Origin of the sequence: Dryocola sharpae (assembly GCF_051307055.1) — a bacterium.
Classification (GTDB): domain Bacteria; phylum Pseudomonadota; class Gammaproteobacteria; order Enterobacterales; family Enterobacteriaceae; genus Dryocola.
Genome location: NZ_CP149994.1, coordinates 4353284 through 4377181 on the forward strand (window position 1 = coordinate 4353284; position 23898 = coordinate 4377181).

Here is a 23898-nt window from a genome sequence, read left to right on the forward strand (position 1 = left end):
GCCGCCATGCAATCGTTTGCTTTTACCCTGCAGTCCGTTAAAATCTCCGCTTTTCCACCACGGGACCACCTCTGATGTCTGTAAATGCCGTTGAGTCAGAAAATGCGCAACCGGTTGCAGCGACTCGCTCCAGTGAATTGATTTATCGCCTCGAAGACAGGCCGCCCCTTCCGCAAACGCTGTTCGCCGCCTGTCAGCACCTGCTGGCGATGTTTGTCGCGGTTATCACGCCAGCATTACTGATTTGCCAGGCGCTGGGATTACCGGCATCAGATACGCAGCACATTATCAGCATGTCGCTGTTCGCCTCAGGCGTGGCCTCTATTATTCAAATTAAAGCATGGGGCCCCGTGGGTTCAGGGCTGCTGTCGATTCAGGGCACCAGCTTCAACTTTGTCTCGCCGCTGATTATGGGCGGCATGGCGCTAAAAAATGGCGGTGCCGACGTGCCGACAATGATGGCCGCGCTCTTCGGTACGCTGATGCTCGCAAGCTGCACGGAGATGGCGCTTTCCCGCATATTGCACCTGGCGCGCCGTATTATTACTCCGCTGGTTTCCGGCGTGGTGGTGATGATTATCGGCCTGTCGCTGATTCAGGTGGGGCTTAACTCTATCGGCGGCGGCTATGCCGCGATGAACGACCACACCTTTGGCGCGCCGAAAAATCTGCTGCTGGCCGGCGCCGTACTGCTGGTGATTATTCTGCTGAACCGTCAGCGCAACCCGTATCTGCGCGTCGCATCTCTGGTCATCGCGATGGCCGTGGGTTATGCGCTGGCGTGGGCGATGGATATGCTGCCGCAGAACACCGCTCCGACAAATACCGATTTGATTATGGTTCCGACGCCGCTCTATTACGGGCTGGGCATCGACTGGAACCTGCTGATCCCCTTGATGCTGGTGTTTATGGTAACGTCGCTGGAAACCATCGGCGATATTACCGCTACCTCCGACGTTTCCGAGCAGCCCGTTTCCGGCCCTCTGTATATGAAGCGCCTCAAAGGCGGCGTGCTGGCGAATGGTCTGAATTCCTGCGTCTCCGCCATCTTCAACACCTTCCCGAACTCCTGCTTTGGCCAAAATAACGGCGTTATTCAGCTCACCGGCGTCGCCAGCCGCTACGTCGGTTTTGTGGTGGCGCTGATGTTGATTGTGCTCGGTCTGTTCCCGGCGGTAAGCGGTTTTGTTCAGCACATTCCTGAGCCGGTACTCGGCGGGGCGACGATTGTGATGTTCGGTACTATCGCCGCATCCGGCGTGCGCATCGTTTCTCGCGAGCCGTTAAATCGCCGTGCGATTATGATTATCGCGCTCTCTCTGGCGGTGGGTATGGGCGTGTCCCAGCAGCCGCTGATTCTGCAGTTTGCTCCTGACTGGCTGAAAACGCTGCTCTCCTCCGGTATTGCTGCCGGTGGCATCACGGCGATTGTCCTGAACCTGATTTTCCCGCCTGAAAAAGATTGATGTTCCTCACGCGCCGGTGATTTGTTGCCAACGGCGCGTGAAACCCTCCCTGACAAACGCCTCCTTGAGCTATAACGGTAAATAGGGCATAACACCCTTACCGAAACTTCATGGGATGGAAGGCAATGAAATTTCTCGGAAAGCTTATCGCGATACTCATAGCGATCGTTCTGGTCGTGCTGATTGCTGCTTATATTTTGCTGCAGACCCGCTGGGGAGCAGGCCAGGTCAGCAGCTGGATTAACGAGAAAAGCGACTACGATTTTTCGTTTAAAGAGATGGATCACCGCTGGGCTTCCCCCATGCACCTTACTTTCAGCAACGTGACGTTTGGACGAAAAGGCCAGCCCGCAACCCTGGTGGCCCAGGACGTTGATATAGGCCTGAGCTCCCGCCAGTTTTCAGCGCCGCTGCACGTTGATACCATTTTGCTGAAAAAAGGCACCCTGAATCTCAGCCCGGACTCCGCCCCGCTCCCCTTCCAGGCCGACATGCTGCAACTTAGTGATATGGCGCTTAACAGCCCTGCCACCGGGTGGGATTTACGCGCTCAGCGAGTGAACGGCGGCGTCAAGCCATGGCAGCCTGAAAGAGGTAAGGTGCTGGGGAGCACGGCAGATATTCAGTTCAGCGCGGGTTCGATGATGCTTAACGGCGTGCCCGCAAGCAACGTACTGTTGCAGGGCGCCATTAATCAGGGCCGGGTAACGCTTTCCACCATCGGCGCGGATATGGCTCGCGGCTCGCTCACCGGCACCGCAAATCGTAATGCGGATGGCTCGTGGCATATTGGCAGCCTGCGCCTCAACGATATTCGTTTGCAAACGGATAAATCCATAAGCGCTTTCCTTGCTCCCCTCGCCACCGTCCCGTCCCTGGAAGTAGATAGCCTGGAGATCACCGACGCGCGCCTGGAAGGCAAAGACTGGGCGGTAACGGATTTAGACCTGAGCCTGCGCAATATGACGCTCGCCAACGGCGGATGGCAAAGCGATGACGGCAGGCTGTCGCTAAACGCCAGTGAATTCATCAACGGCACGCTGCACCTTAACGACCCTATCGTTAACGTAGATTTTACTCAGCAGGCCGCCGTGCTGCGTCAGTTTACCTCCCGCTGGGAAAGAGGCATGGTTCGCGCCTCGGGGCAGTGGCTGCGCGATGATAAACACCTGATGCTTGATGAAGTCGTGCTGGCCGGGCTGGAATATACGCTGCCGGCAGACTGGAAAAAGCGCTGGCTGGAACCCGTTCCGGAATGGCTAAACAAAGTGACGATTAAAAAGCTTTCGGCTAACCGAAACCTGATTATCGATATCGATCCGACCTTCCCCTTCCAGCTCACCGCGCTGGATGGCATGGGGAATAATCTGGAGGTGGTACGCGATCGGCAGTGGGGCCTGTGGGACGGCAATATCAGCCTGAACGCTGCGGCGGCAACCTTTAACCGCGTGGACGTTCGTCGTCCTTCTATTGCCCTGACGGCGAATACGAATCAGATTTCCGTCACGGAGCTAAGCGCTTTCGCCGGGAAAGGGATGCTTGAAGCGACAGGAGCTGTCTCACAGTCCCCGCAGCGTAACACGGCGATAAATCTTCGTGGCCGTTCAGTGCCGATTAATACTTTGCAGCAGTGGGGATGGCCAGCTTTACCGCTAGCGGGCGAAGGCAATCTGCAGCTTTCCGTCACCGGTAGCCTTGCCGCGCAGACACCGCTGAAACCCACGGTAAACGGCACGCTTCAGGCCACCAGCGCAGACGGAAAACAGCTACGGCAAACGATGCAAAAAGGTGAAGTCCCCGGCGCATGATTTTGCAAAAGCGTATCCGGGACGGCTACTCCTCTTCGTTACCGCCCTCTTCCAGCGGTCCGAAAGGTTTGGCCGGCAGCACAAGGTACACGCCTTCAAACACCGCGCCCTGCTTTTCGTCGCCATAGAGTTCAACCTGCAGCGCAACACGTGCTTTACGGCCCCGGGCCAGACGATCGAGATCGCCGCTGAGCGAACCTAAATCAGCTATCGCACCCGGGCGCCCGGTGATTGGTTTGCTGTAGCGAATGTGGGCGTCAGCCAGAATAATCGTCCCGCCCAGGTGGCGCTCCCGCAGCATCAGCCAGATAAGTCCCCAGCCCGTCAGCGTGGCAAGAGAAAACAGGCTGCCCGCAAACAGCGTCTGGTGCGGATTTTGATTGCCCGTTTCCGGCATGGTGGTAATAAATTTCTGCCCGGTGTACTGCAAAATGCGCACGCCCATTTTCTCGCTAAGGGGAATGTGCTCATACCAGGCCTGCTGGAGCTGCCCGCACCAGTCGGCACGATGCAGGATATCGTCCAGCGACGCTACGGGTTTAATCATCAGGAAATGCCGCACAGGCGTCGTCTGCGGCGTGGTGATCTCGCCCTGATTGATAAATCCTAGCTTGGCGAAAAACTCCACCGCGTCTTCACGCGCGCTGCAAACCACGCGTTTCACCCCTTCCTGGCGGGCGACGGATTCCAGCGTCATGGCCATCAGCGTGCCCAGACCTTTGTCCTGTACGGAAGGATGCACGGCCATAAAACGGATTGCCGCTTCGTTATCGGCATTGATGTATAAACGGCCTATAGCGACCGTGTTACCCTCTTCGTCCACAACCATCTGATGATGGGCCATGGCGTCCCATGCGTCACGCTCGGAGCCTTTGGGCTGATGCAGAGGTTTACGCAACATCTCCCAGCGGAACTGGTAATAGCTTTCAAGTTCTTCTTCGGTTTGCGGTACGCGAAGGTGATACATAGCTGTACTCTCTTAAGATTTCGCAAGGCCGATGAACCGTGCGGGGTTTAGACCTGCAGCCAGAATGTCACCGGCCCGTCATTGATAAGCGATACCTGCATATCAGCGGCGAAGCGGCCGGTTTGGGTCCCGATCCCTTGCTGTTTGCATCGCTCAATAAAATATTCATACAGCTTTTCCGCAAGCGCGGGTGCCGCGCCGCCCGAAAAGCCCGGACGCATGCCGCGTTCCGTATCTGCCGCAAGAGTAAACTGCGACACCACCAGCACGCTGCCGCCGGCCTGCTGAACGTTCAGATTCATTTTGTCATCTTCATCACCGAAGATACGGTAGCCCAACACCCGCTCGCACAGGCGATTCGCTTTCTGCTCGTTGTCTTCTTTTTCGACACCCAATAACACCAAAAGGCCCGGGCCAATTTCACCCGTCACTTCACCCTCCACGGTGACGCGAGCCTGGGTGACGCGCTGAATTAATGCAATCATGGTTCGTCCAGTTCTTCCTGCTGTCGCTCTGAGCGAAGCTTACGGTAATCCCCGAGGGTGACAGTAATTTCTGCCCCGAGCAACACGATACACCATGTCCAGTAGACCCAGACAAATAAAATGGGGATCACCGCCAGCACGCCGTAAATGAGCTGATAAGAGGGGAACATAGTGATATAGAGCGCGAAACCTTTCTTACCCAGCTCAAAGAGAAGCGCTGCGACCAGCGAGCCAATCAGAGCGTCACGTACCGGTACGCGCGTGGTGGGGACAATACTGTAGAGCAGCCAGAACGAGAGCCAGGAGAGCAGCAGCGGGAAAATGCGCAGCACTTCATCAATCATGCTGTTAAAGCCCGTTGCCCAGCGTAACGACAGCAAATAAGAGCTGATAACCAGGCTCGCCCCGGCCAGCAACGGCCCGAGCGTGAGGATCATCCAGTACACGGCAAAAGAGTATATTTTGGGACGTGTACGCGTGCTACGCCAGATGGTGTTTAGCGCGCTGTCTACGGCATACATAAGTAAAAGAGCGGTAACGATAAGCCCGCACGCGCCAACTACGGTCATTTTGCTGGAGTTGGCGACGAACTGCTCGATGTAGCGCTGGATAATATCGCCCGTGGCGGGAATGAAATTCGAGAAGATAAAGTGCCGCAGCTGCACGCTGACATCGGAAAACATCGGAAAAGCGGCAAATAGCGCGAACACAACGGCGATAAAAGGCACCAGCGACAGCAGCGACACGTATGCAAGGTTGCCCGCAAGCGTCGTCATATTGTCCTGGTCAATGCGCTGCCAGAGCAGCTTACCCCAGGCGACATAAGGCCTGAGGCGTGTACGGGTACGATGATGAACGTCTTTTAACATGGATTTTTGGCAAAGTAGCCAGGCACCGTTTCTTTTCCGGTCACCAGAATACTGGTGATGCCCACCTGTTGGGCTCCTTTAATATTATCGGCGTTGTCGTCAAAAAAGATGGCCTGGTCGGCAGAAAAACCTTCAGCTTGCAGGAGCTTTTGATAAATTTCGGCGTCGGGTTTGCGCATCCCCATCTCCTGGGACAGATAGATTTTATCCGCTGCTTCCGCGATTTGCGGATATTCGCCGGGCCAGAAATTAGTGTGCAGGCGGTTAGTGTTAGAGAGCACGACAACGCGATGCCCCTGTTCACGCAGCTGCTTCATCAGGGCGATGACTTCGGGACGCAGGGCAACGAACACGGCCTGCCAGCCCGCGGCGAATTGCTCGAAGCTCAGCGCCATATCCATCTGCTGGCATATGGCCGCGGCGAACTCTTCATCAGAGATCTGCCCACGCTCATGGCGATGGAAAGTCTCCCCCATCACAAAGCTTTTTTGCAGATTTGCCAGCGGTACCCGGCTGTAATCGCTCCAGACCCCCATTACGCGGTTGAAGTCGATATCGACGATGACATTACCTAAATCAAAGATATACAGCATGGTGTTCTCCTTTGCGCCATGAAGAAATAACTGTAGCGGTAAAGGGATACTTTGACTATCGCGACCCTATACAGGCTTCAATTCTGCGAGCCTGGGTATAAAAAAAGCCCCGTCTTTGCAGACAGGGCTTCGGTTTACAGCGGAAAAGAAACTTAAGCTTCTTTGCTGCCACGACCCGCGCGTTTGCGGTCGTTTTCAGTCAGGTGACGTTTACGAATACGAACGGAAAGCGGGGTCACTTCTACCAGTTCGTCATCATCGATAAACTCCAGCGCCTGCTCCAGAGACATCTTCTGGGCTGGAACCAGCGTAGTCGCTTCGTCAGTACCGGACGCACGCATGTTGGTCAGTTTCTTACCGGTCAGGCAGTTAACGGTCAGGTCGTTAGAACGGCTGTGAATACCGATGATCTGGCCTTCGTAAACTTCCGCACCGTGACCCAGGAACAGCTTACCGCGATCCTGCAGACCGTACAGAGCAAACGCAACAGCCTTACCCTGGCCGTTAGAGATCAGCACGCCGTTCTGACGCTGGCCCACATCGCCCTGACGGATATCGTCATAGTGGCTGAAAGTGGAGTACAGCAGACCGGTACCGGAAGTCATAGTCATGAATTCGTTACGGAAACCGATCAGACCGCGGCTTGGGATCACGTAGTCGAGACGTACGCGGCCTTTGCCGTCTGGATTCATGTTTTTCAGGTCGCCTTTACGCTCACCCAGCGCCTGCATCACGGAACCCTGATGCTGCTCTTCGATATCCAGCGTGACGTTCTCGAACGGCTCCTGCTTACGGCCGTCGATTTCGCGGAAGATTACTTTCGGACGGGAAACCGCCAGCTCGAAGCCTTCACGACGCATGTTTTCGATAAGCACGGACAGGTGCAGCTCGCCACGACCGGATACACGGAACGCGTCCGCATCTTCGGTTTCTTCAACGCGCAGCGCAACGTTGTGCACCAGCTCTTTGTTCAGGCGGTCAAGGATCTGACGGGAGGTAACGAATTTACCTTCTTTGCCACAGAACGGAGAAGTGTTGACGTTGAAGAACATGGAAACGGTTGGTTCATCGACGGACAGGGCCGGCAGCGCTTCAACATTTTGCGTATCGCAAAGGGTGTCGGAGATGTTCAGCTCGCCCAGACCGGTGATGGCGATGATGTCGCCCGCTTCAGCTTCAGTGGATTCAATACGCTCCAGGCCGAGGTGGGTCAGGACCTTACCGACTTTACCGTTACGGGTTTTACCTTCGCTGTCGATGATAGTGATCTGCTGGTTAGGCTTCACTTTACCGCGCTTGATGCGACCGATGCCGATAACGCCAACGTAGTTGTTGTAATCAAGCTGGGAGATTTGCATCTGGAACGGACCATCAAGGTCAACGCTTGGTGCTTTAACGTGGTCAATAATCGCCTGGTAGAGCGGAGTCATGTCTTCCGCCATATCCGCATGATCGTTACCCGCGATGCCCATCAGTGCGGATGCATAGATGATTGGGAAGTCGAGCTGCTCGTCGCTTGCGTCAAGGTTAACGAACAGGTCGAAGACCTGATCCACAACCCAGTCCGGACGCGCGCCAGGACGGTCAACTTTATTGATAACCACGATCGGCTTCAAACCATGGGCAAAAGCCTTTTTGGTTACGAAGCGCGTCTGCGGCATTGGGCCATCCATTGCGTCAACGACCAGCAGCACGGAGTCTACCATGGACATTACACGTTCAACTTCACCACCGAAGTCGGCGTGCCCAGGGGTATCAACGATGTTGATACGGTAGTCATTCCATTTGATAGCGGTGTTTTTAGCGAGGATGGTAATCCCACGCTCTTTCTCCAAATCGTTGGAGTCCATCACGCGTTCAGTAGTTTCAGCACGCTCACTGAAAGTACCGGATTGCTGCAGCAGCTTATCAACCAGGGTAGTTTTACCATGGTCAACGTGCGCGATGATGGCGATGTTACGCAGATTTTCGATCACAACTTTGCCTCAGGCATTAGAAATAGCGCGTTATTGTACACGTATTAATCGAAGGACAGAACAGGATCACAAAGAACCTTTACAAACAATATTAAAAGTAAGGCTTTGTGATCGCTTTCACGGAGCTAAAATAGGAGCCATAACGTAAATTGCACCAATATGGTGCCCGATTTTTACACTGGAGCACTATATTGGTGCAAATTATCCGTCATGGTGCAGCCCTTTTGCACTACAGTACGCATAATAGCGCCTTTTGGGGGTGATTTAAAAGTTGGCACAGATTTCGCTTTAAACATTTCAGGGCAAAAGCCACTTTTAATAATGTTAGAAGACCTCGTTACCACGACGACAAAGATAATTCGGAGAGTTAAGTATGTCCGCTGAACACGTTTTGACGATGCTGAATGAGCATGAAGTGAAATTTGTTGATTTGCGCTTCACTGACACTAAAGGTAAAGAACAGCACATCACTATTCCTGCTCACCAGGTAAACGCTGACTTCTTCGAAGAAGGCAAAATGTTTGATGGCTCCTCGATTGGCGGCTGGAAAGGCATCAACGAATCCGACATGGTGCTGATGCCAGACGCCTCTACCGCCGTTATCGACCCGTTCTTCGCGGACGCTACCCTTATCATTCGTTGCGACATTCTTGAGCCCGGCACTATGCAGGGTTATGACCGTGACCCGCGCTCCATCGCAAAACGTGCTGAAGACTACCTGCGCTCTACCGGTTTTGCTGATACCGTTCTGTTCGGGCCAGAGCCTGAGTTCTTCCTGTTTGATGACATCCGTTTCGGCAGCTCCATTTCCGGCTCCCACGTTGCAATCGACGATATCGAAGGCGCATGGAACACCGGCACCAAATACGAAGGCGGCAACAAAGGCCACCGCCCTGCTGTGAAAGGCGGTTACTTCCCGGTTCCTCCGGTTGACTCTGCTCAGGACCTGCGTTCTGCGATGTGTCTGACTATGGAACAGATGGGCCTGGTTGTTGAAGCCCACCACCATGAAGTGGCTACAGCTGGTCAGAACGAAGTGGCTACCCGCTTTAACACCATGACCAAAAAAGCTGACGAAATTCAGATCTACAAATATGTCGTTCATAACGTCGCTCACGCTTACGGCAAAACTGCGACCTTTATGCCAAAACCAATGTTTGGCGATAACGGTTCCGGTATGCACTGCCACATGTCCCTGTCCAAAAACGGCGTCAACCTGTTCGCGGGCGACAAATACGCGGGCCTGTCCGAGCAAGCGCTGTACTATATCGGCGGCGTTATCAAACACGCTAAAGCGATCAACGCCCTGTCCAACCCGACCACCAACTCCTACAAGCGTCTGGTCCCGGGTTATGAAGCACCAGTTATGCTGGCTTACTCTGCCCGTAACCGTTCTGCTTCTATCCGTATCCCGGTTGTTGCTTCGCCGAAAGCACGTCGTATCGAAGTGCGCTTCCCTGACCCGGCTGCTAACCCATACCTGTGCTTCGCCGCGCTGCTGATGGCCGGCCTTGACGGCATTAAGAACAAAATCCATCCGGGCGAAGCGATGGACAAAAACCTGTATGACCTGCCGCCAGAAGAAGCGAAAGAGATCCCACAGGTTGCAGGCTCTCTGGAAGAAGCGCTGGACGCGCTGGATCAGGACCGTGAGTTCCTGACCGCAGGCGGCGTCTTCACCAATGACGCGATCGATGCCTACATCGCTCTGCGTATCGAAGAAAACGACCGTGTGCGCATGACTCCGCACCCGGTAGAGTTTGAGCTGTACTACAGCGTTTAAAGCATCGGTATCGCGTTTGATTCACCGTTTTTTTGTTGCCGTGGAAACTTTCAGCCCATCTTCGGATGGGCTTTTTTCTCCACAAACGATCTGTTGTAACAAGGTTTTTTATTAGCTGACGCCTATAATGCACCAATATAGTGCATAAACCGGAGACTGCTGTATGGCAACTGGCATGCTGCCCGATGCTGGGCAGATTCTGAATTCTCTAATCAACAGCATCCTGCTCGTGGACGACGAGCTGGCGGTCCACTACGCGAATCCGGCAGCGCAGCAGTTGCTGGCGCAGAGTTCACGAAAACTTTACGGCACGCCGCTGCCGGAGCTGTTGAGTTACTTCTCGCTTAACACCAGCTTAATGCAGGAAAGCCTAATCGCAGGCCAGGGGTTTACCGATAACGAGGTAACGCTGGTGATAGATGGCCGCTCCCATATTCTTTCTCTTACGGCGCAGCGTTTGCCGGATGGGTTAATCCTGATGGAAATGGCGCCAATGGATAATCAGCGTCGTTTGAGCCAGGAACAGCTACAGCACGCCCAGCAGCTTGCCGCACGTGATTTAGTGCGCGGCCTGGCACATGAGATCAAAAACCCGCTTGGTGGTTTACGGGGAGCCGCGCAGCTGCTGGCGAAAGCTTTACCGGACCCTTCGCTGACCGAATATACCAAAGTGATTATTGAGCAGGCAGACCGTCTGCGTAACCTGGTCGACAGGCTGTTAGGGCCGCAGCAGCCGGGTATGCACGTGACGGAGAGCATTCATAAGGTTACCGAGCGCGTAATGCAGCTGGTCTCCATGGAGCTGCCAGAAAACGTTACGCTGGCGCGGGATTACGATCCAAGCCTGCCGGAGTTTGCTCACGATCCCGATCAAATCGAGCAGGTTTTATTAAATATCGTGCGCAATGCGTTACAGGCGCTGGGAAGCGAGGGAGGCGAAATTGTCCTGCGCACCCGCACCGCCTTCCAGCTGACGCTGCACGGTATGCGCTACCGTCTGGCTGCCCGAATTGACGTGGAAGATAACGGCCCGGGTATTCCATCAACGCTTCAGGACACGCTGTTCTACCCGATGGTAAGCGGACGCGAAGGCGGCACCGGCCTGGGCCTGTCTATCGCGCGCAATCTTATCGATCAGCATTCGGGGAAAATCGAATTCAACAGTTGGCCGGGTCATACCGAGTTTTCCGTTTACCTGCCTATTCGCCAGTGAGGTTTGTATGCAACGAGGGATAGTTTGGATCGTTGATGACGATAGTTCCATCCGTTGGGTGCTGGAGCGCGCGCTGACCGGGGCGGGTTTGAGCTGCACCACGTTTGAAAGCGGCAATGAGGTGCTGGACGCCCTTACAACCAAAACGCCGGACGTTCTGCTATCCGATATCCGTATGCCGGGTATGGACGGGCTTGCGCTGTTAAAGCAGATAAAGCAGCGGCATCCGATGCTCCCGGTCATCATAATGACCGCACATTCAGATCTGGACGCGGCCGTCAGTGCTTACCAGCAAGGAGCCTTTGATTATCTCCCTAAGCCTTTTGATATTGACGAAGCCGTGGCGCTGGTTGAACGCGCGATCAGTCATTATCAGGAGCAACAGCAGCCACGCCATACGCCGGCCTTCGGTCCAACTACCGATATCATCGGCGAAGCGCCTGCTATGCAGGACGTTTTCCGCATTATTGGCCGTTTATCTCGTTCCTCCATCAGCGTGCTGATCAATGGCGAATCGGGTACGGGTAAAGAGCTTGTTGCACACGCGCTGCATCGCCACAGCCCGCGCGCCAAATCACCCTTTATCGCATTGAATATGGCGGCGATTCCAAAGGATCTGATCGAGTCTGAACTGTTTGGTCATGAAAAAGGCGCGTTTACCGGCGCTAACCAGATTCGTCAGGGACGTTTTGAGCAGGCCGATGGCGGCACGCTGTTCCTGGATGAAATCGGCGATATGCCGCTGGATGTACAAACGCGCCTGCTGCGCGTGCTGGCGGACGGACAATTCTACCGCGTCGGTGGTTATGCTCCGGTGAAAGTGGACGTGCGGATCATCGCCGCAACTCACCAGAACCTTGAGCTGCGCGTGCAGGAAGGTAAGTTCCGTGAAGATTTATTCCACCGTCTGAACGTTATCCGCGTGCCTCTTCCTCCGCTGCGCGAACGACGCGAGGATATTCCTCGTCTGGCTCGTCACTTCTTGCAGGTTGCGGCTCGTGAGCTGGGCGTGGAAGCGAAGCTGCTTCACCCTGAAACAGAAAATGCGTTAACGCGTCTTGCCTGGCCGGGTAACGTGCGCCAGCTAGAGAACACCTGCCGCTGGCTGACCGTAATGGCCGCGGGACAGGAGGTGCTGATTCAGGATCTGCCGGGCGAACTGTTTGAAACAACGGTGCCGGAAACGGGCGCCTCGCAGACGCTGCCTGATAACTGGGCGACGCTGCTGGCGCAGTGGGCCGATCGCGCGCTGCGTTCCGGTCATCAAAACTTGCTCTCAGAAGCCCAGCCTGAAATGGAACGCACGCTGCTGACGACCGCCTTGCGTCATACACAGGGCCATAAACAGGAAGCAGCCCGGCTGCTGGGATGGGGACGAAATACTTTGACCCGCAAACTCAAAGAGCTGGGAATGGAGTAAAAAGTTATGGCGGATAAGCTTGCGCCATCCGCCATAACTGCCTGCAACGAAGAAGGGCGGACACTTTGTTTATCCCCCTACCAACCATCTCAAGCGGAACCCGCAGGACGCATAAGCCTGCTTCGTCCGCCACGCATCAGATAACCCGCGAAAACTGCTGCAGCCGCGCTTTCTGTCGCAGATAGACATCGAAGCACATGCAGATATTGCGGATAAGCAGGCGGCCTTTCGGCGTCACCTGAATGCGATGCTTGTCTATATCCACCAGCCCGTCTTTTGCCAGCGGCGCAAGAAGCTGCAGATCTTCTGCGAAATAGTCCGCAAAATCCACGTCCCACAGACGCTCAACGTCGACAAAATTAAGCTGGAAGTTGCAGATAAGCCACTTGATGACATCGCGACGGATGCAGTCATCGCGCGTCAGGGCAAGCCCGCGCCACAGCGCATCGCCCCGGTCATCGATCTGCTGATAGTAGGCCCTGAGCTCTTTCTGGTTCTGCGCGTAGCAGTCGCCAGTCATGCTGATGGCCGAAACGCCCATGCCCAGCAAATCGGTATCGCCCTGCGTGGTATAACCCTGAAAATTGCGATGCAGCTTACCTTCGCGCTGGGCAATGGCCAGTTCGTCGTCAGGCCGCGCAAAGTGGTCCATGCCGATAAACTGATAGCCCGCTTCGGTCAGTGAACCGATGGTTTCCTGCAGGATATCGAGCTTCTGTTGCGCGCTCGGCAAATCTGCATCTTTAATCTTGCGCTGCGCCGCAAACAGCGTTGGCAGGTGGGCGTAGTTAAAGACGCTCAGGCGGTCCGGGCTAAGCTCGGCCACGCGTTTCAGCGTGAAAGCGAAGCTCTCCGGCGTCTGCTTCGGCAGGCCGTAGATCAAATCGATATTTGTCGAGGTAAAGCCCAGCTCGCGGGCGCGCTTAATCAGGGAAAAGATAAAAGCTTCGTCCTGCTCGCGGTTAACCAGCCGCTGCACTTCTTTATTAAAGTCCTGCACGCCCATGCTCAGGCGAGTGAAGCCTTCGTTATGCAGATGGTCGAGCATATCAAGCTCGATTTCACGCGGGTCGACCTCAATAGACAGCTCGGCGTCGTCGTTAAAATCGAAATGCGTGCGCAGCAGGCTTATCAGTCGGCTGATTTGCTCTTTGCTAAGGTAGGTAGGCGTTCCGCCGCCCCAGTGCATCTGGCTGACGTGTCGGCCTTTAAATAGCGGGGCGCGGTGCGCGATCTCCTGCTCGAGCGCGTCCAGATACTGATCCGCTTTATGCGTCTGGCGCGTAACGATTTTATTGCAGCCGCAGAAGTAGCACAGCTTATGGCAAAACGGGATATGCACGTACAGCGACAGCGGACGCTCAGGATAACGAGCGACCGCCTGTAGAAACGCCGCCTCGCCAAAGTCTTCAGAAAACTCCAGCGCGGTGGGATAAGAGGTATAACGCGGCCCTGAATAATTATATTTCTGGATCAGGGCCAGATCCCAGTCGATTAACTGCTCAGACATACTCACTCCTTCCGGTGATGCCGCCTGCGTTGACGAAGCGCAGGCGGCACGCCCTTCCCTCGGGCGAAGAGCCTGCGGCGCAACGACTTCTGCAATCGCGACAACCGCCGTAGTTTAACGAATAACCACAGCAGATAACACACCAGCGGAATAACCATAATCAAAACAGGTAATCCCATGGGAGTAAACGCTAGTTACCGCCCTTCAGCAGGCGCATTAAATCGTCGCCTTTATCTTCTTCGTCTTCTTCATCGTCATCATAAGCAATGCCGAGCTGCTCCATCAGCGCGTCAATACGGTCAAGTTTTTCGTTAACCCAGGATTGCTCCTCGGCGGTTAACGACTCGCCCTCTTCAAGGCGCTCCAGCAGCGCGTCCAGGCGCTCATCGTTCTCCAGCATATCCAGCTCGGCCTGTGGTGTTAGCATAGGTTTCTCGCTCTTCGGTTTGTGCTGCTTTGGTTTGGCCGCTGGTGTTTCGCTCACGCCCAGCGCAACAGGTTTTTTGCTGCCAATACGCGGATCTTTCGGCTGCCCGGAGCCTTTGCCGCTCTGCGCCTGGCTGCCGCCGTTAGCGCGGCTACCGGCGGAATGACCGCGGTGTTTTTTCTGGCGCTTACGATCGCGGGCTTCCTGGTCTATCTCTTCACGCGATTTACGACGAGCTTTCGCCGGTTTGCTGCCTTGTGATGCTGAGTTTTGTTGCTTCATGATGAGTTGTCTTAAGCCGTTTTATTCAGTATAGAATTGCGGCGGAATCTAGCAGAAAGCAAGCAAAGAAAAAAGGCGGCAGAGTAACCTGCCGCCTTTTTCTTGTTTCACCACCCTTTCGGGTCACACAATCCTTGTTCGCGCTCGACGCCCTGTCTCTCCTTCGCAAGCAACTTCCGTGTGGTGTCCTTTATCCTTTTACCGCGTCTCCAGACGGCGCCTCCTGGCTTTCCTGGTTCTTCGTCATCCTGACGCTCCTGAACCCTCATCCTGAGTCGCTCTCCTTGGTGGCTCCCTTGCCTGTGTCTGTCACTTTACGCTTAACCATAAAAACAACAAGGCTATAGGTTTACTGAAGTTTATGATTCATCAGAGCGAGCTTTACAGCGCGTTGTTATTAAAGGAAAAATATAAAGCCCGCGTTTGAAAGATACCGCATTGTCTGCCATCAACGATGGCAGATGTCTTACATTTTGTTGGGGAATGTCTGCGCCTGTTGAGAAACACGGTCTTTTCTGCACGTTCAGGTATAATCCCCTTAATGCTCATCCTGACGGAGACAACCTTTTGACAAACTGGAATTATCAACTGACTCACTTCTTGCTTAGTGCACCGGATATTCGCCATTTACCTTCTGATACCGGGGTTGAGGTTGCTTTCGCAGGCCGCTCTAACGCGGGTAAATCGAGCGCGTTAAATACGCTGACGAATCAGAAAGCCCTGGCTCGTACCAGTAAAACGCCCGGACGCACCCAGCTTATCAACCTGTTTGAGGTTGCCGAGGGCAAACGCCTGGTGGATTTACCGGGCTACGGCTATGCGGAAGTGCCGGAAGAAGTAAAAATTAAATGGCAGCGCGCGCTGGGTGAATATCTGCAAAAGCGCAATAGCCTGAAGGGCCTGGTGGTGCTGATGGATATCCGCCATCCGCTTAAGGATCTCGATCAGCAGATGATTCAGTGGGCCGTGGCGAGCAATATTCAGGTGATGCTGCTGTTAACTAAAGCAGACAAGCTGGCATCGGGCGCGCGTAAAGCGCAGCTCAACATGGTACGCGGCGCCGCGGCGTCTTTCGGTGGGGATATCGAAGTTGAAGCCTTTTCATCCCTGAAGAAAGTTGGCGTCGACAAACTGCGCCAGAAGCTGGATAACTGGTTTAACGACCTTGCGCCGGCGGAGGAAGAAGAAGCCGCCGAAGAGTAAAAAAAGACGGGTTAGCCCGTCTTTTTTATTGGGCGCAAGGCAATAAAAAACGCCCCAGTCATTACTGACTGGGGCGGCTAAAATATTCAGCCAAATCCGATTACGTGAAGTAAAAGGTCTGAAAGATAGAACATCTTACCTCTGTACCCTACGCAAATAACTCTACTCCTTTTTTTCCGGTTGAAAAAGCATTTTTTGTAGTTTTTTTTCACTATTTGCATACCGTTCTTGAACCGTCATCACAAAAAGCTATGTCTTATGTTGCTTAGTTACAAAAAGAGCCGCCGATGCTGCGCTGTTAATGCGCTTCATCCCAGTTTGCGCCGCTGCCTACTTCAACCAGCAACGGAACGTCCAGCTTCATGCTGCCTTCCATAAGTTCGCGAACCTTCCCGGAAACGGCTTCAACGTCATCCTTATGCACTTCAAACACCAGTTCATCGTGAACCTGCATAATCATTTTCACGCGCGGCTTAGCTTTTTCCAGCCATGCATCCACGGCGATCATCGCCCGTTTAATGATGTCTGCCGCAGTTCCCTGCATTGGGGCGTTGATCGCCGCGCGTTCAGCGCCTGCACGGCGTGCAGCGTTGCTGGAATTGATATCCGGCAGATATAAACGACGGCCATCAAGGGTTTCAACATAGCCTTTCTCTTTGGCCTGAGCACGAGTGCGCTCCATGTAACCCAGCACGCCCGGGTAACGCTCAAAGTAGAGATCCATATATTTCTGGGACTCTTTACGCGGGATATTAAGCTGGCGCGACAGGCCGAAAGCGCTCATGCCATAAATCAGACCGAAGTTAATCGCTTTCGCGCTGCGACGCTGTTCGCCTGAAACGCTTTCCAGCGGAAGACCAAAGACCTCTGCCGCCGTTGCGCGGTGGATATCTTTGCCTTGCGCAAAAGCGGTCAACAGGCCTTTATCGCGGGAAAGGTGCGCCATAATACGCAGTTCAATCTGCGAGTAGTCAGCGGAAACAATCACATAATCTTCTGGCGCAATAAACGCCTGGCGAATACGGCGCCCTTCTTCGTTACGCACCGGAATGTTTTGCAGGTTCGGATCGGTTGACGATAAACGCCCCGTCGCCGCAACGGCCTGATGATAGGAAGTATGCACACGCCCGGTTTTCGGGTTAATCATCAGCGGCAGTTTATCGGTATAGGTCGATTTCAGCTTCGCAAGCCCCCGGTGCTCGAGAATGACTTTCGGCAGCGGATAATCCAGCGCCAGCTCCGCAAGCACTTCCTCAGAGGTGGATGGCGCACCGCCAGGCGTTTTCTTCAGCGGCTTAATACCCTGCTTTTCAAAAAGAATAGTCTGGAGCTGCTTCGGGGAGGAGAGGTTAAACGCCTCGCCGGCGATCTCATGCGCTTTGAGCTCCAGCTCGGCAAGCCGTCTGGTAAGCTGTTCAGAATGCTTATGTAAAACAGCCGGATCGATCTTCACGCCGTTACGTTCAATACGCGACAGCACCGGCACCAGCGGCATTTCAACGTTCCTGAAGATATTAAGCGGGCCTTCGCTTTTTTCGAGTTCTGGCCACATTTTCAGATGTAATTGCAGCGTGACGTCCGCGTCTTCTGCGGCATAGCGCCCGGCCTGCTCCAGATCGATCTGATTGAAGGTCAGCTGCTTTTTACCTTTACCGGCGATCTCTTCAAAGGTGATGGTCTTGTGCTTAAGCCAGCGGCTGGAGAGGCTGTCCATGTCATGACGGCCCGCCACGCTGTCCAGAATGTAAGATTCCAGCATGGTATCAAAAGCGATACCGCGCAGTTCAATGCCATAGTTGCCGACTATCCCACGGTCATATTTCAGGTTCTGGCCAACTTTCAGGGCCTTCTCGTCTTCCAGCAGCGGCTTGAGCAGTTCGAGCACGCGGGCAAGAGGAAGCTGGTCCGGCGCGTCGATATAGTCATGCGCAACCGGGATGTAGCAAGCAACGCCCGGCTCGGTGGCAAAAGAGAGGCCAACCAGATTTGCGCTGACATTGTCCAGGCTGTCCGTTTCAGTATCAAAAGCAAAATAGGGCGCTTTTTTCAGGCGGGCAATCCATTCCTGAAGGAGCTTCTCATCAAGAATAGTGACGTAGTTTTCATGCGAAAGCGCGCTGGCTTCTTCTTCGGGTTCGACCGCAACCACAGGCATTTCTTGCGGCTTCGCGGCGGCTTTAGCGCCCTTCGCCTGTAACCATGTACCGGCTTCGACGTCCGCCGTCCAGCGTTTGAACTCGTAGTGTTTAAACAGGCCGAGCAACTCTTCTGTCGCAGGCTGCTGGACTTCGAGCTGTTCACAGGTCAGCTCCAGTTCGACATCCGTTTTGATCGTCGCAAGCTGATACGAGAGGTAAGCCACCTCTTTGTTTTGCTCAAGCTTCGCTGCCATAGTTTTTGCACCGCGGAAGCTGAGATCGGCGATTTTTTCCGGGTTGGCATACAGCGCGTCCAGCCCGCCCAGCCCCTGCAGAAGCGCCTGAGCCGTTTTCTCACCAACGCCAGGCACGCCGGGAATATTATCTGATGAATCACCCATCAGGGCGAGGAAGTCGATAATTAGCTCCGGCGGTACGCCATATTTGGTACAAACTTCCTCAGGACCCAGAATAGTATTGGTCATAGTGTTAATGAGGGTGACGTCCGGCGTCACAAGCTGAGCCATGTCTTTATCGCCGGTGCTGATAAGCACCGGTCGCCCTGCTTTCCCGGCTTCCAGAGCCAGGGTGCCTATCACGTCGTCTGCTTCCACGCCTGAAACCGCCAGTAACGGCAGGCCCATAGCTTTAACCATGGCATGAAGCGGCTCGATTTGCGCACGCAGATCGTCCGGCATTGGTGGACGATGAGATTTATAGTGTTCGAATAGCGCATCGCGAAAAGTTTTGCCCTTCGCATCGAAGACCACGGCGGCATGAGTCGGCTGATATTGCATCAACAGACTACGCAACATATTGAGCACGCCGTACATCGCGCCTGTTGGTTCGCCCCGGCTGTTAGTCAGCGGAGGAAAGGCATGATAAGCCCGATAAAGATAGGATGAGCCATCAACGAGGATAAGCGGGTTTTGCGCAATCTGAACCATAGTGTTCCGTTCCATACCTGGGGTTTTAAATTTATAGCTAAAGGATGCCATAGGCTGGCCAAAAACATGAGCTTTTGGGGCAGATTAGGCAAAAAGTTTTATAGATCCGCGAGATCTTACGCAGTCCGGAGATTGTGGATAACTTTGTGTATAGTTTTATAACCAACTAATATCCTGAAGTTATTATCTGATTCGCCTCTTCATATTATTTTTTAAATCAAAGAGTTATATCAATATTTACCTGCGCGGGCATAAAGAATTTCATTAACGTTCAATGTGGATATAAAAAAGATTTATGCTATAAACCGCGGATATTTGCTGGAATAACGCGGCGCAGCAGAGAAGGCTGCGGCTTTTTAAGTAAGCTCTGGCGTTAAACTCTGATAAAATTCTCCGCGCATTATCCTTTGATCCCTCATTTTTTTCATAACCACCTGAAAGTTATTCTTATGTCGAGATTGCCGGCTGCGATCACCCTGCTTTTAAGCGTCATCCTCACCATTCTGGTTACGGTTGCCTGTTCTGTACCAATTATTATCGCTGGCGTTATTAAGCTGCTGTTGCCGGTACCTGCTCTCTGGCGAGCGATCGCGTTATTCGCTGACTTTATGATGTACTGCTGGTGTGAAGGCCTGGCCCTGCTGCTTCGCCTTAATCCTCATTTGCAATGGGATGTGGAGGGGCTGGAAGATCTTAACAAGAAAAAGGGATACCTGCTGATTTGCAACCACCGCAGCTGGGCGGATATCGTGATTTTATGCGTGCTGTTTCGCAAGCTTATCCCGATGAATAAATACTTTCTCAAGCAGCAGCTGGCATGGCTGCCCTTTATCGGGCTAGCCTGCTGGGCATTAGATATGCCGTTTATGAAGCGCTACTCGCGCGGTTATTTATTGCGCCATCCAGAACGCCGCGGCAAAGATGTGGAAACAACACGCCGCGCCTGTGAAAAATTCCGTTTGCATCCCGCTACTATCGTTAACTTTGTTGAAGGCTCACGGTTTAGCCGGGAAAAACAGCTTAAGACACATTCGGCATTTCAGAACCTGCTTCCCCCTAAGGCCGCCGGAATTGCGATGGTGCTGAACGTGTTCGGAGAACAATTCAATCAGCTTCTGAACGTGACGCTATGTTATCCGGAAAACACAGGCTCTCCGTTTTATGACATGTTAACCGGGAAGATGACGAGGATTGTGGTGCGCGTATCGCTGGTGACGATTGAGAAAGATTTATACGGCGACTACGTTAATGACAAAGCCTTTAAACTTCGCTTTCAGTCATGGCTCAATGCGCTCTGGCATGAAAAAGATATTCTGCTCAGCGGCATCATGCAAAAAAAGAAAGCCGGTCAGTGACCGGCTTTTAGGTTACTTTTTCTCTACCAGGAATTTGGTCACATCAGCGTATTGCTTAACCATTGCATCCATACTGCTGGTATCCATACCCTGCGGGTTCAGCTGGTACTTACCGTTAACAAAGATGGCCGGTACGCCCTGCAGCTGCAGATCGGCAGCGGCTTTCTCCTGCTGGGCGACCATAGATTTCACGACAAAGCTGTTCCAGGCGGCATCGTACTCTTCCGCTTTTACACCCGCGTCGATGAACACTTTACGGATATCCGCAACGTTCTGTACGGTCTGCGTTTTTTGCACGGCTTCAAACATAGGCGCGGTAATTTTATCTTCCACGCCAAGGGCCATCGCCACGGCCCATGCCTGAGTCAGATCCTTGCCCAACGGACCCAGGAACTCAACGTGATACTTAGTCATTTTTGTGCCTTCCGGCAGTTTTTTCTTCACGGCATCAGAGACATGAAGCACTTCTTCAAACTGGTAGCAGTGCGGGCAATAGAATGAGAAAAACTCTAATACCTGCGGTTCGCCTGCGACGGGTTTATCGAGGGTAACGAACTCTTTACCATCGGTGAACTGGGCAGCCGAGGCACTGAATGCCAGAATCATACCCGCGAGTGCCAGCCAAATCTTTTTCATAATCCACTTTCTCCTGAATAATACTGACTAATACATTGGCGTTAATTTTAATGGGGGCTCACGCAGAACCCGGACCTGCTCTGTGAAAGTTGCAGTCTGTCTCCGCCAGTAATCTTCCTCATGAATCCAGGGAAAATTTCTGGGAAAAGCGGGATCATCCCAGCGTCTCATAATCCACGCGAGATAATAAATCATACGCATTGCCCGTAAAGGTTCGATGAGGGCGATTTCGTCTGATTCGAAAGGAGTGAACTCTTCATAAGCTTCAATTATCGTTTCAAGCTGCATGCGCTGTTCGGCTTTATCACCGTTAAGCAGCATCCATATATCCTGAATAGCCGGGCCATTACGCGCATCATCAAGATCGACGAACAGGGGGCCGTCGCGCCAGAGTATATTGCCGGGATGGCAGTCGCCATGTAAGCGCAAAGAGTCGAATCTGTTGTGCCAGTGCAGCGCTACCTCAGCAATTAAAGCATCTGTCGCTTTAAGAAAAGCAGGCTTTAATGCGGCCGGGACCAGGGACGTTTGCTCAAACAGCGCGCGTGGTTCATGCAGATATTCAGCCAGTCCGATAGCCGGGCGCTTCGCAAAGAGCTTACGCCGGCCGGTCTGATGAATGCGACCAAGATAGCGGCCAACCCATTCCATCTGATCGATATTATCGGTTTCGTACTGTCGTCCACCAAGGCTTGGAAAAACGGCAAACATAAACCCCTGATGTCGCAGTAAGGTCTTACCGGAATAAGAAAGGGGAGCCGCGACCGGAACTTCATCAGCCAGTAGCTCGATAGCGTACTGATGTTCTTCTTCAATCTGTTCAGCGGACCAGCGGTGAGGACGATAAAACTTCACCACATAGCGCTGGCGATCCTCGTCCTGAAACTGATAGACGCGGTTCTCAAAGCTATTTAAAGGAGTCAGCCCGGAATCCACCCGTATGCCCTGTTCAAAAAGGGCATCCATGATGGTATCCGGATGTAGAGTCTGAAAATTAAAAGCGCTGTCCGTCATCCAGGCAACCGGCAGTAAATACGAATAATTCAGGATAACATTTCGTAGCCGCTTAAGCGGCCTGGCTTACAACCTTTTACTCTTTAATTACCCCACGCGCGCGCAGCAGAGCGGTTTTAAAATCTTCTTCATAGTCTTTTTGAATGCCCGGAATAACGGCATCTTTTTCTGCATCCCGCATTTTCAGGTGATAGATCAGCACATCGTCGGTGAGATCGGTCAATTCGCCGTTATAACCTGACTCTTTAGCCAGTTTCTGCAAAAATTGAATCAGGTTGAGATCCGGCTCTTTCTGCCACGCGGGCTGAAGCAGCTCGAGCAGTTCGTTAAGACGCTTACATTTCATGATATATGCTCCTTTCAGTTGCGAGATGTCACACGTTAGCAGGCTCAAACCCACAATAAAAGAGGCGATATTAGTGAGACGTTTAACAGCAGTAACAGGGGTTATTCTGGCCGGTGGACGAGCGACAAGAATGGGCGGGCAGGATAAAGGGCTTGTGATGCTCAATGGACTGCCGCTGTTCAGGCATGTCATAAACAGGCTTGCGCCGCAGGTCGGTGAGCTGGCGATCAGCGCAAACAGGAATCTTGAAAAATATCAGCGTTCCGGGTTAAAGATCCTGAGGGATACCCTGCCAGATTATCCCGGCCCCCTGGCGGGGATGTTGTCGACAATGCAGCAGCTGGATACTGAATGGTTTCTGTTCTGTCCCTGTGATACGCCAATGATTCCGGAAGATCTTGCGGCCCGGCTGTGGGACGCACGCGGGCAATATCCCGCCGTCTGGGTAAATGATGGAGAGCGGGATCACCCTACCATTGTGCTTATTCACCGGAATCTGGCATCGCCGCTTGAAAATTACCTGGCGGCAGGCGAACGGCGCGTAATGGTTTTTCTGCGTGAGGCAGGTGGTCATGCTGTTATTTTTCCTAATCAGCAGCAAAACTTTACCAATGTAAACACCCCCGAAGATCTCAGCCAGTGGGAGAAGCGATAATGATCCCTCTGCTGGCCTTCGCCGCGTGGAGCGGCACAGGAAAAACAACGCTTTTGAAACAGCTTATCCCCTTGCTTATTGAAAGAGGGATTCGTCCGGGTTTGATAAAACATACCCATCACGATATGGATGTCGATAAACCAGGAAAAGACAGCTACGAACTGCGTAAAGCGGGCGCGGCGCAGACTATGGTGGTCAGCCAGAAACGCTGGGCGTTAATGACTGAGACTCCGGAAGAGCCCGAATTAGATTTACACAGGCTCGCAAGCCGAATGGACGCAACTACGCTGGACCTCATACTGGTGGAGGGCTTTAAGCACGAGAATGTGCCCAACATCCTGCTTTACAGAGAAGGGGTTTCGCACAGCTTTGACGCTTTAGAAATCGACAACCAAGTTATCGCCATTGCTAGTGACGCAAGAATAAAAGCACAAAAAATACCCGTTCTGGATATTAATTCACCCAACGAGATCGCTGACTTTATCAGTAGATGGCTAGAAAAATAGATATGACCTGCTTTGATAGCAGGTCTTTTTCGTAAACCGCAGACGACAAAAAGCCCCGCACTCATGTGCGGGGCTTTCTGCTGATTCGGAGCCTGGCAGTTCCCTACTCTCGCATGGGGAGACCCCACACTACCATCGGCGCTACGGCGTTTCACTTCTGAGTTCGGCATGGGGTCAGGTGGGACCACCGCGCTGTTGCCGCCAGGCATATTCTGTACCGCTGACCGTCACCTTAAACACGTGACCACCGGCGTCAATCCTGAACATCGCTGAAAATTAAATCGTCTCTCACCAAAACA

General features: G+C 53.3%; 20 protein-coding genes and 1 rRNA gene. 9 read left to right on the forward strand and 12 right to left on the reverse strand.

The features are described from left to right. The first annotated feature begins 74 nt into the window (after window positions 1–74). Both WLO31_RS20765 and WLO31_RS20770 read left to right on the forward strand, forming a co-directional pair. Window positions 75–1466, forward strand: coding sequence for a nucleobase:cation symporter-2 family protein (locus WLO31_RS20765; RefSeq protein ID WP_435928395.1), 1392 nt, complete (start codon window positions 75–77; stop codon window positions 1464–1466). Between the two features lie 125 nt (window positions 1467–1591). Continuing rightward, entirely contained in the window at window positions 1592–3274 is a 1683-nt protein-coding gene (locus WLO31_RS20770) for an AsmA family protein (protein WP_435928396.1), read from the forward strand. A 25-nt stretch (window positions 3275–3299) separates the two neighbouring features. Here WLO31_RS20770 and fabY read toward each other — a convergent pair whose 3' ends face one another. From fabY to typA, 5 genes are all read right to left on the reverse strand, one after another. Next, complete coding sequence (gene fabY, locus WLO31_RS20775; RefSeq protein ID WP_435928397.1) at window positions 3300–4241, reverse strand: fatty acid biosynthesis protein FabY; 942 nt, start codon at window positions 4239–4241, stop codon at window positions 3300–3302. A gap of 47 nt (window positions 4242–4288) precedes the next feature. Then, window positions 4289–4726, reverse strand: coding sequence for a D-aminoacyl-tRNA deacylase (dtd, locus tag WLO31_RS20780; protein WP_435928398.1), 438 nt, complete (start codon window positions 4724–4726; stop codon window positions 4289–4291). Beyond that, window positions 4723–5595: a virulence factor BrkB family protein gene (locus tag WLO31_RS20785; protein WP_435928399.1), complete on the reverse strand. Its 873-nt coding sequence runs from the start codon at window positions 5593–5595 to the stop codon at window positions 4723–4725. Before WLO31_RS20785 ends, dtd begins: the two co-directional genes overlap by 4 nt. Continuing rightward, window positions 5589–6188 (reverse strand): glucose-1-phosphatase, encoded by a 600-nt coding sequence (gene yihX, locus WLO31_RS20790; RefSeq protein ID WP_435928400.1) that lies wholly within the window; start codon window positions 6186–6188, stop codon window positions 5589–5591. Before yihX ends, WLO31_RS20785 begins: the two co-directional genes overlap by 7 nt. 152 nt (window positions 6189–6340) lie before the next feature. After that, window positions 6341–8164 (reverse strand): ribosome-dependent GTPase TypA, encoded by a 1824-nt coding sequence (gene typA / locus WLO31_RS20795; RefSeq protein WP_435928401.1) that lies wholly within the window; start codon window positions 8162–8164, stop codon window positions 6341–6343. 373 nt (window positions 8165–8537) lie between these two features. Here typA and glnA point away from each other — a divergent pair, with 373 nt between their 5' ends. The 3 genes from glnA to glnG all read left to right on the forward strand — a co-directional run bounded on the left by glnA (window position 8538) and on the right by glnG (window position 12580). Next, a complete protein-coding gene (gene glnA / locus WLO31_RS20800) occupies window positions 8538–9947 on the forward strand; it encodes a glutamate--ammonia ligase (RefSeq protein ID WP_435928402.1) in 1410 nt (469 codons plus the stop codon). Window positions 9948–10110: 163 nt separating this feature from the next. After that, window positions 10111–11160, forward strand: a complete 1050-nt coding sequence (gene glnL / locus WLO31_RS20805) for a nitrogen regulation protein NR(II) (RefSeq protein ID WP_435928403.1) — start codon at window positions 10111–10113, stop codon at window positions 11158–11160. Between the two features lie 7 nt (window positions 11161–11167). After that, the gene (gene glnG, locus WLO31_RS20810) at window positions 11168–12580 is read left to right on the forward strand and encodes a nitrogen regulation protein NR(I) (RefSeq protein WP_435928404.1); all 1413 of its coding nucleotides are present in this window, start codon (window positions 11168–11170) and stop codon (window positions 12578–12580) included. A gap of 136 nt (window positions 12581–12716) precedes the next feature. On the opposite strand, the gene hemN is transcribed toward glnG, so the two are convergent. Beyond that, a complete protein-coding gene (gene hemN / locus WLO31_RS20815; RefSeq protein ID WP_435928405.1) occupies window positions 12717–14090 on the reverse strand; it encodes an oxygen-independent coproporphyrinogen III oxidase in 1374 nt (457 codons plus the stop codon). A 190-nt stretch (window positions 14091–14280) separates the two neighbouring features. After that, window positions 14281–14799: a Der GTPase-activating protein YihI gene (gene yihI, locus WLO31_RS20820; protein WP_435928406.1), complete on the reverse strand. Its 519-nt coding sequence runs from the start codon at window positions 14797–14799 to the stop codon at window positions 14281–14283. 567 nt (window positions 14800–15366) lie between these two features. On the opposite strand from yihI, the gene yihA reads away from it, so the two are divergent. Continuing rightward, window positions 15367–16002, forward strand: a complete 636-nt coding sequence (gene yihA / locus WLO31_RS20825) for a ribosome biogenesis GTP-binding protein YihA/YsxC (RefSeq protein ID WP_435928407.1) — start codon at window positions 15367–15369, stop codon at window positions 16000–16002. A 298-nt stretch (window positions 16003–16300) separates the two neighbouring features. Here yihA and polA read toward each other — a convergent pair whose 3' ends face one another. Beyond that, window positions 16301–19087 carry a DNA polymerase I gene (gene polA / locus WLO31_RS20830; protein WP_435928408.1) on the reverse strand — a complete coding sequence of 929 codons (2787 nt, stop codon included), beginning with the start codon at window positions 19085–19087 and terminating at the stop codon, window positions 16301–16303. 449 nt (window positions 19088–19536) lie between these two features. Here polA and WLO31_RS20835 point away from each other — a divergent pair, with 449 nt between their 5' ends. Next, window positions 19537–20442 carry an acyltransferase gene (locus WLO31_RS20835; protein WP_435928409.1) on the forward strand — a complete coding sequence of 302 codons (906 nt, stop codon included), beginning with the start codon at window positions 19537–19539 and terminating at the stop codon, window positions 20440–20442. Window positions 20443–20454: 12 nt separating this feature from the next. On the opposite strand, the gene dsbA is transcribed toward WLO31_RS20835, so the two are convergent. The 3 genes from dsbA to WLO31_RS20850 all read right to left on the reverse strand — a co-directional run bounded on the left by dsbA (window position 20455) and on the right by WLO31_RS20850 (window position 22438). Further along, window positions 20455–21078, reverse strand: coding sequence for a thiol:disulfide interchange protein DsbA (gene dsbA / locus WLO31_RS20840; protein ID WP_435928410.1), 624 nt, complete (start codon window positions 21076–21078; stop codon window positions 20455–20457). A 27-nt stretch (window positions 21079–21105) separates the two neighbouring features. Then, window positions 21106–22092, reverse strand: coding sequence for a serine/threonine protein kinase (locus WLO31_RS20845; protein WP_435928411.1), 987 nt, complete (start codon window positions 22090–22092; stop codon window positions 21106–21108). A gap of 76 nt (window positions 22093–22168) precedes the next feature. Next, window positions 22169–22438, reverse strand: coding sequence for a YihD family protein (locus WLO31_RS20850; RefSeq protein WP_435928412.1), 270 nt, complete (start codon window positions 22436–22438; stop codon window positions 22169–22171). Between the two features lie 25 nt (window positions 22439–22463). Here WLO31_RS20850 and mobA point away from each other — a divergent pair, with 25 nt between their 5' ends. Both mobA and mobB read left to right on the forward strand, forming a co-directional pair. Then, entirely contained in the window at window positions 22464–23093 is a 630-nt protein-coding gene (mobA, locus tag WLO31_RS20855; RefSeq protein ID WP_435930685.1) for a molybdenum cofactor guanylyltransferase MobA, read from the forward strand. Next, window positions 23093–23599: a molybdopterin-guanine dinucleotide biosynthesis protein MobB gene (mobB, locus tag WLO31_RS20860; protein ID WP_435928413.1), complete on the forward strand. Its 507-nt coding sequence runs from the start codon at window positions 23093–23095 to the stop codon at window positions 23597–23599. Before mobA ends, mobB begins: the two co-directional genes overlap by 1 nt. A 90-nt stretch (window positions 23600–23689) precedes the next feature. On the opposite strand, the gene rrf is transcribed toward mobB, so the two are convergent. Beyond that, window positions 23690–23805: ribosomal RNA gene (gene rrf / locus WLO31_RS20865) — 5S ribosomal RNA — on the reverse strand. Window positions 23806–23898: the final 93 nt, after the last annotated feature.

Excerpts from the sequence above, each read along its gene's own strand:
- WLO31_RS20850 (WP_435928412.1), bottom strand. The coding sequence starts at position 22,438 with ATGAAATGTAAGCGTCTTAACGAACTGCTCGAGCTGCTTCAGCCCGCG.
- mobA (WP_435930685.1), top strand. The coding sequence starts at position 22,464 with ATGTCACACGTTAGCAGGCTCAAACCCACAATAAAAGAGGCGATATTA.
- WLO31_RS20770 (WP_435928396.1), top strand. The coding sequence starts at position 1,592 with ATGAAATTTCTCGGAAAGCTTATCGCGATACTCATAGCGATCGTTCTG.
- dsbA (WP_435928410.1), bottom strand. The coding sequence starts at position 21,078 with ATGAAAAAGATTTGGCTGGCACTCGCGGGTATGATTCTGGCATTCAGT.
- mobB (WP_435928413.1), top strand. The coding sequence starts at position 23,093 with ATGATCCCTCTGCTGGCCTTCGCCGCGTGGAGCGGCACAGGAAAAACA.
- glnA (WP_435928402.1), top strand. The coding sequence starts at position 8,538 with ATGTCCGCTGAACACGTTTTGACGATGCTGAATGAGCATGAAGTGAAA.
- yihI (WP_435928406.1), bottom strand. The coding sequence starts at position 14,799 with ATGAAGCAACAAAACTCAGCATCACAAGGCAGCAAACCGGCGAAAGCT.
- fabY (WP_435928397.1), bottom strand. The coding sequence starts at position 4,241 with ATGTATCACCTTCGCGTACCGCAAACCGAAGAAGAACTTGAAAGCTAT.
- WLO31_RS20845 (WP_435928411.1), bottom strand. The coding sequence starts at position 22,092 with ATGACGGACAGCGCTTTTAATTTTCAGACTCTACATCCGGATACCATC.
- hemN (WP_435928405.1), bottom strand. The coding sequence starts at position 14,090 with ATGTCTGAGCAGTTAATCGACTGGGATCTGGCCCTGATCCAGAAATAT.
- yihX (WP_435928400.1), bottom strand. The coding sequence starts at position 6,188 with ATGCTGTATATCTTTGATTTAGGTAATGTCATCGTCGATATCGACTTC.
- WLO31_RS20785 (WP_435928399.1), bottom strand. The coding sequence starts at position 5,595 with ATGTTAAAAGACGTTCATCATCGTACCCGTACACGCCTCAGGCCTTAT.
- WLO31_RS20835 (WP_435928409.1), top strand. The coding sequence starts at position 19,537 with ATGTCGAGATTGCCGGCTGCGATCACCCTGCTTTTAAGCGTCATCCTC.
- polA (WP_435928408.1), bottom strand. The coding sequence starts at position 19,087 with ATGGTTCAGATTGCGCAAAACCCGCTTATCCTCGTTGATGGCTCATCC.
- WLO31_RS20765 (WP_435928395.1), top strand. The coding sequence starts at position 75 with ATGTCTGTAAATGCCGTTGAGTCAGAAAATGCGCAACCGGTTGCAGCG.
- glnL (WP_435928403.1), top strand. The coding sequence starts at position 10,111 with ATGGCAACTGGCATGCTGCCCGATGCTGGGCAGATTCTGAATTCTCTA.
- glnG (WP_435928404.1), top strand. The coding sequence starts at position 11,168 with ATGCAACGAGGGATAGTTTGGATCGTTGATGACGATAGTTCCATCCGT.
- dtd (WP_435928398.1), bottom strand. The coding sequence starts at position 4,726 with ATGATTGCATTAATTCAGCGCGTCACCCAGGCTCGCGTCACCGTGGAG.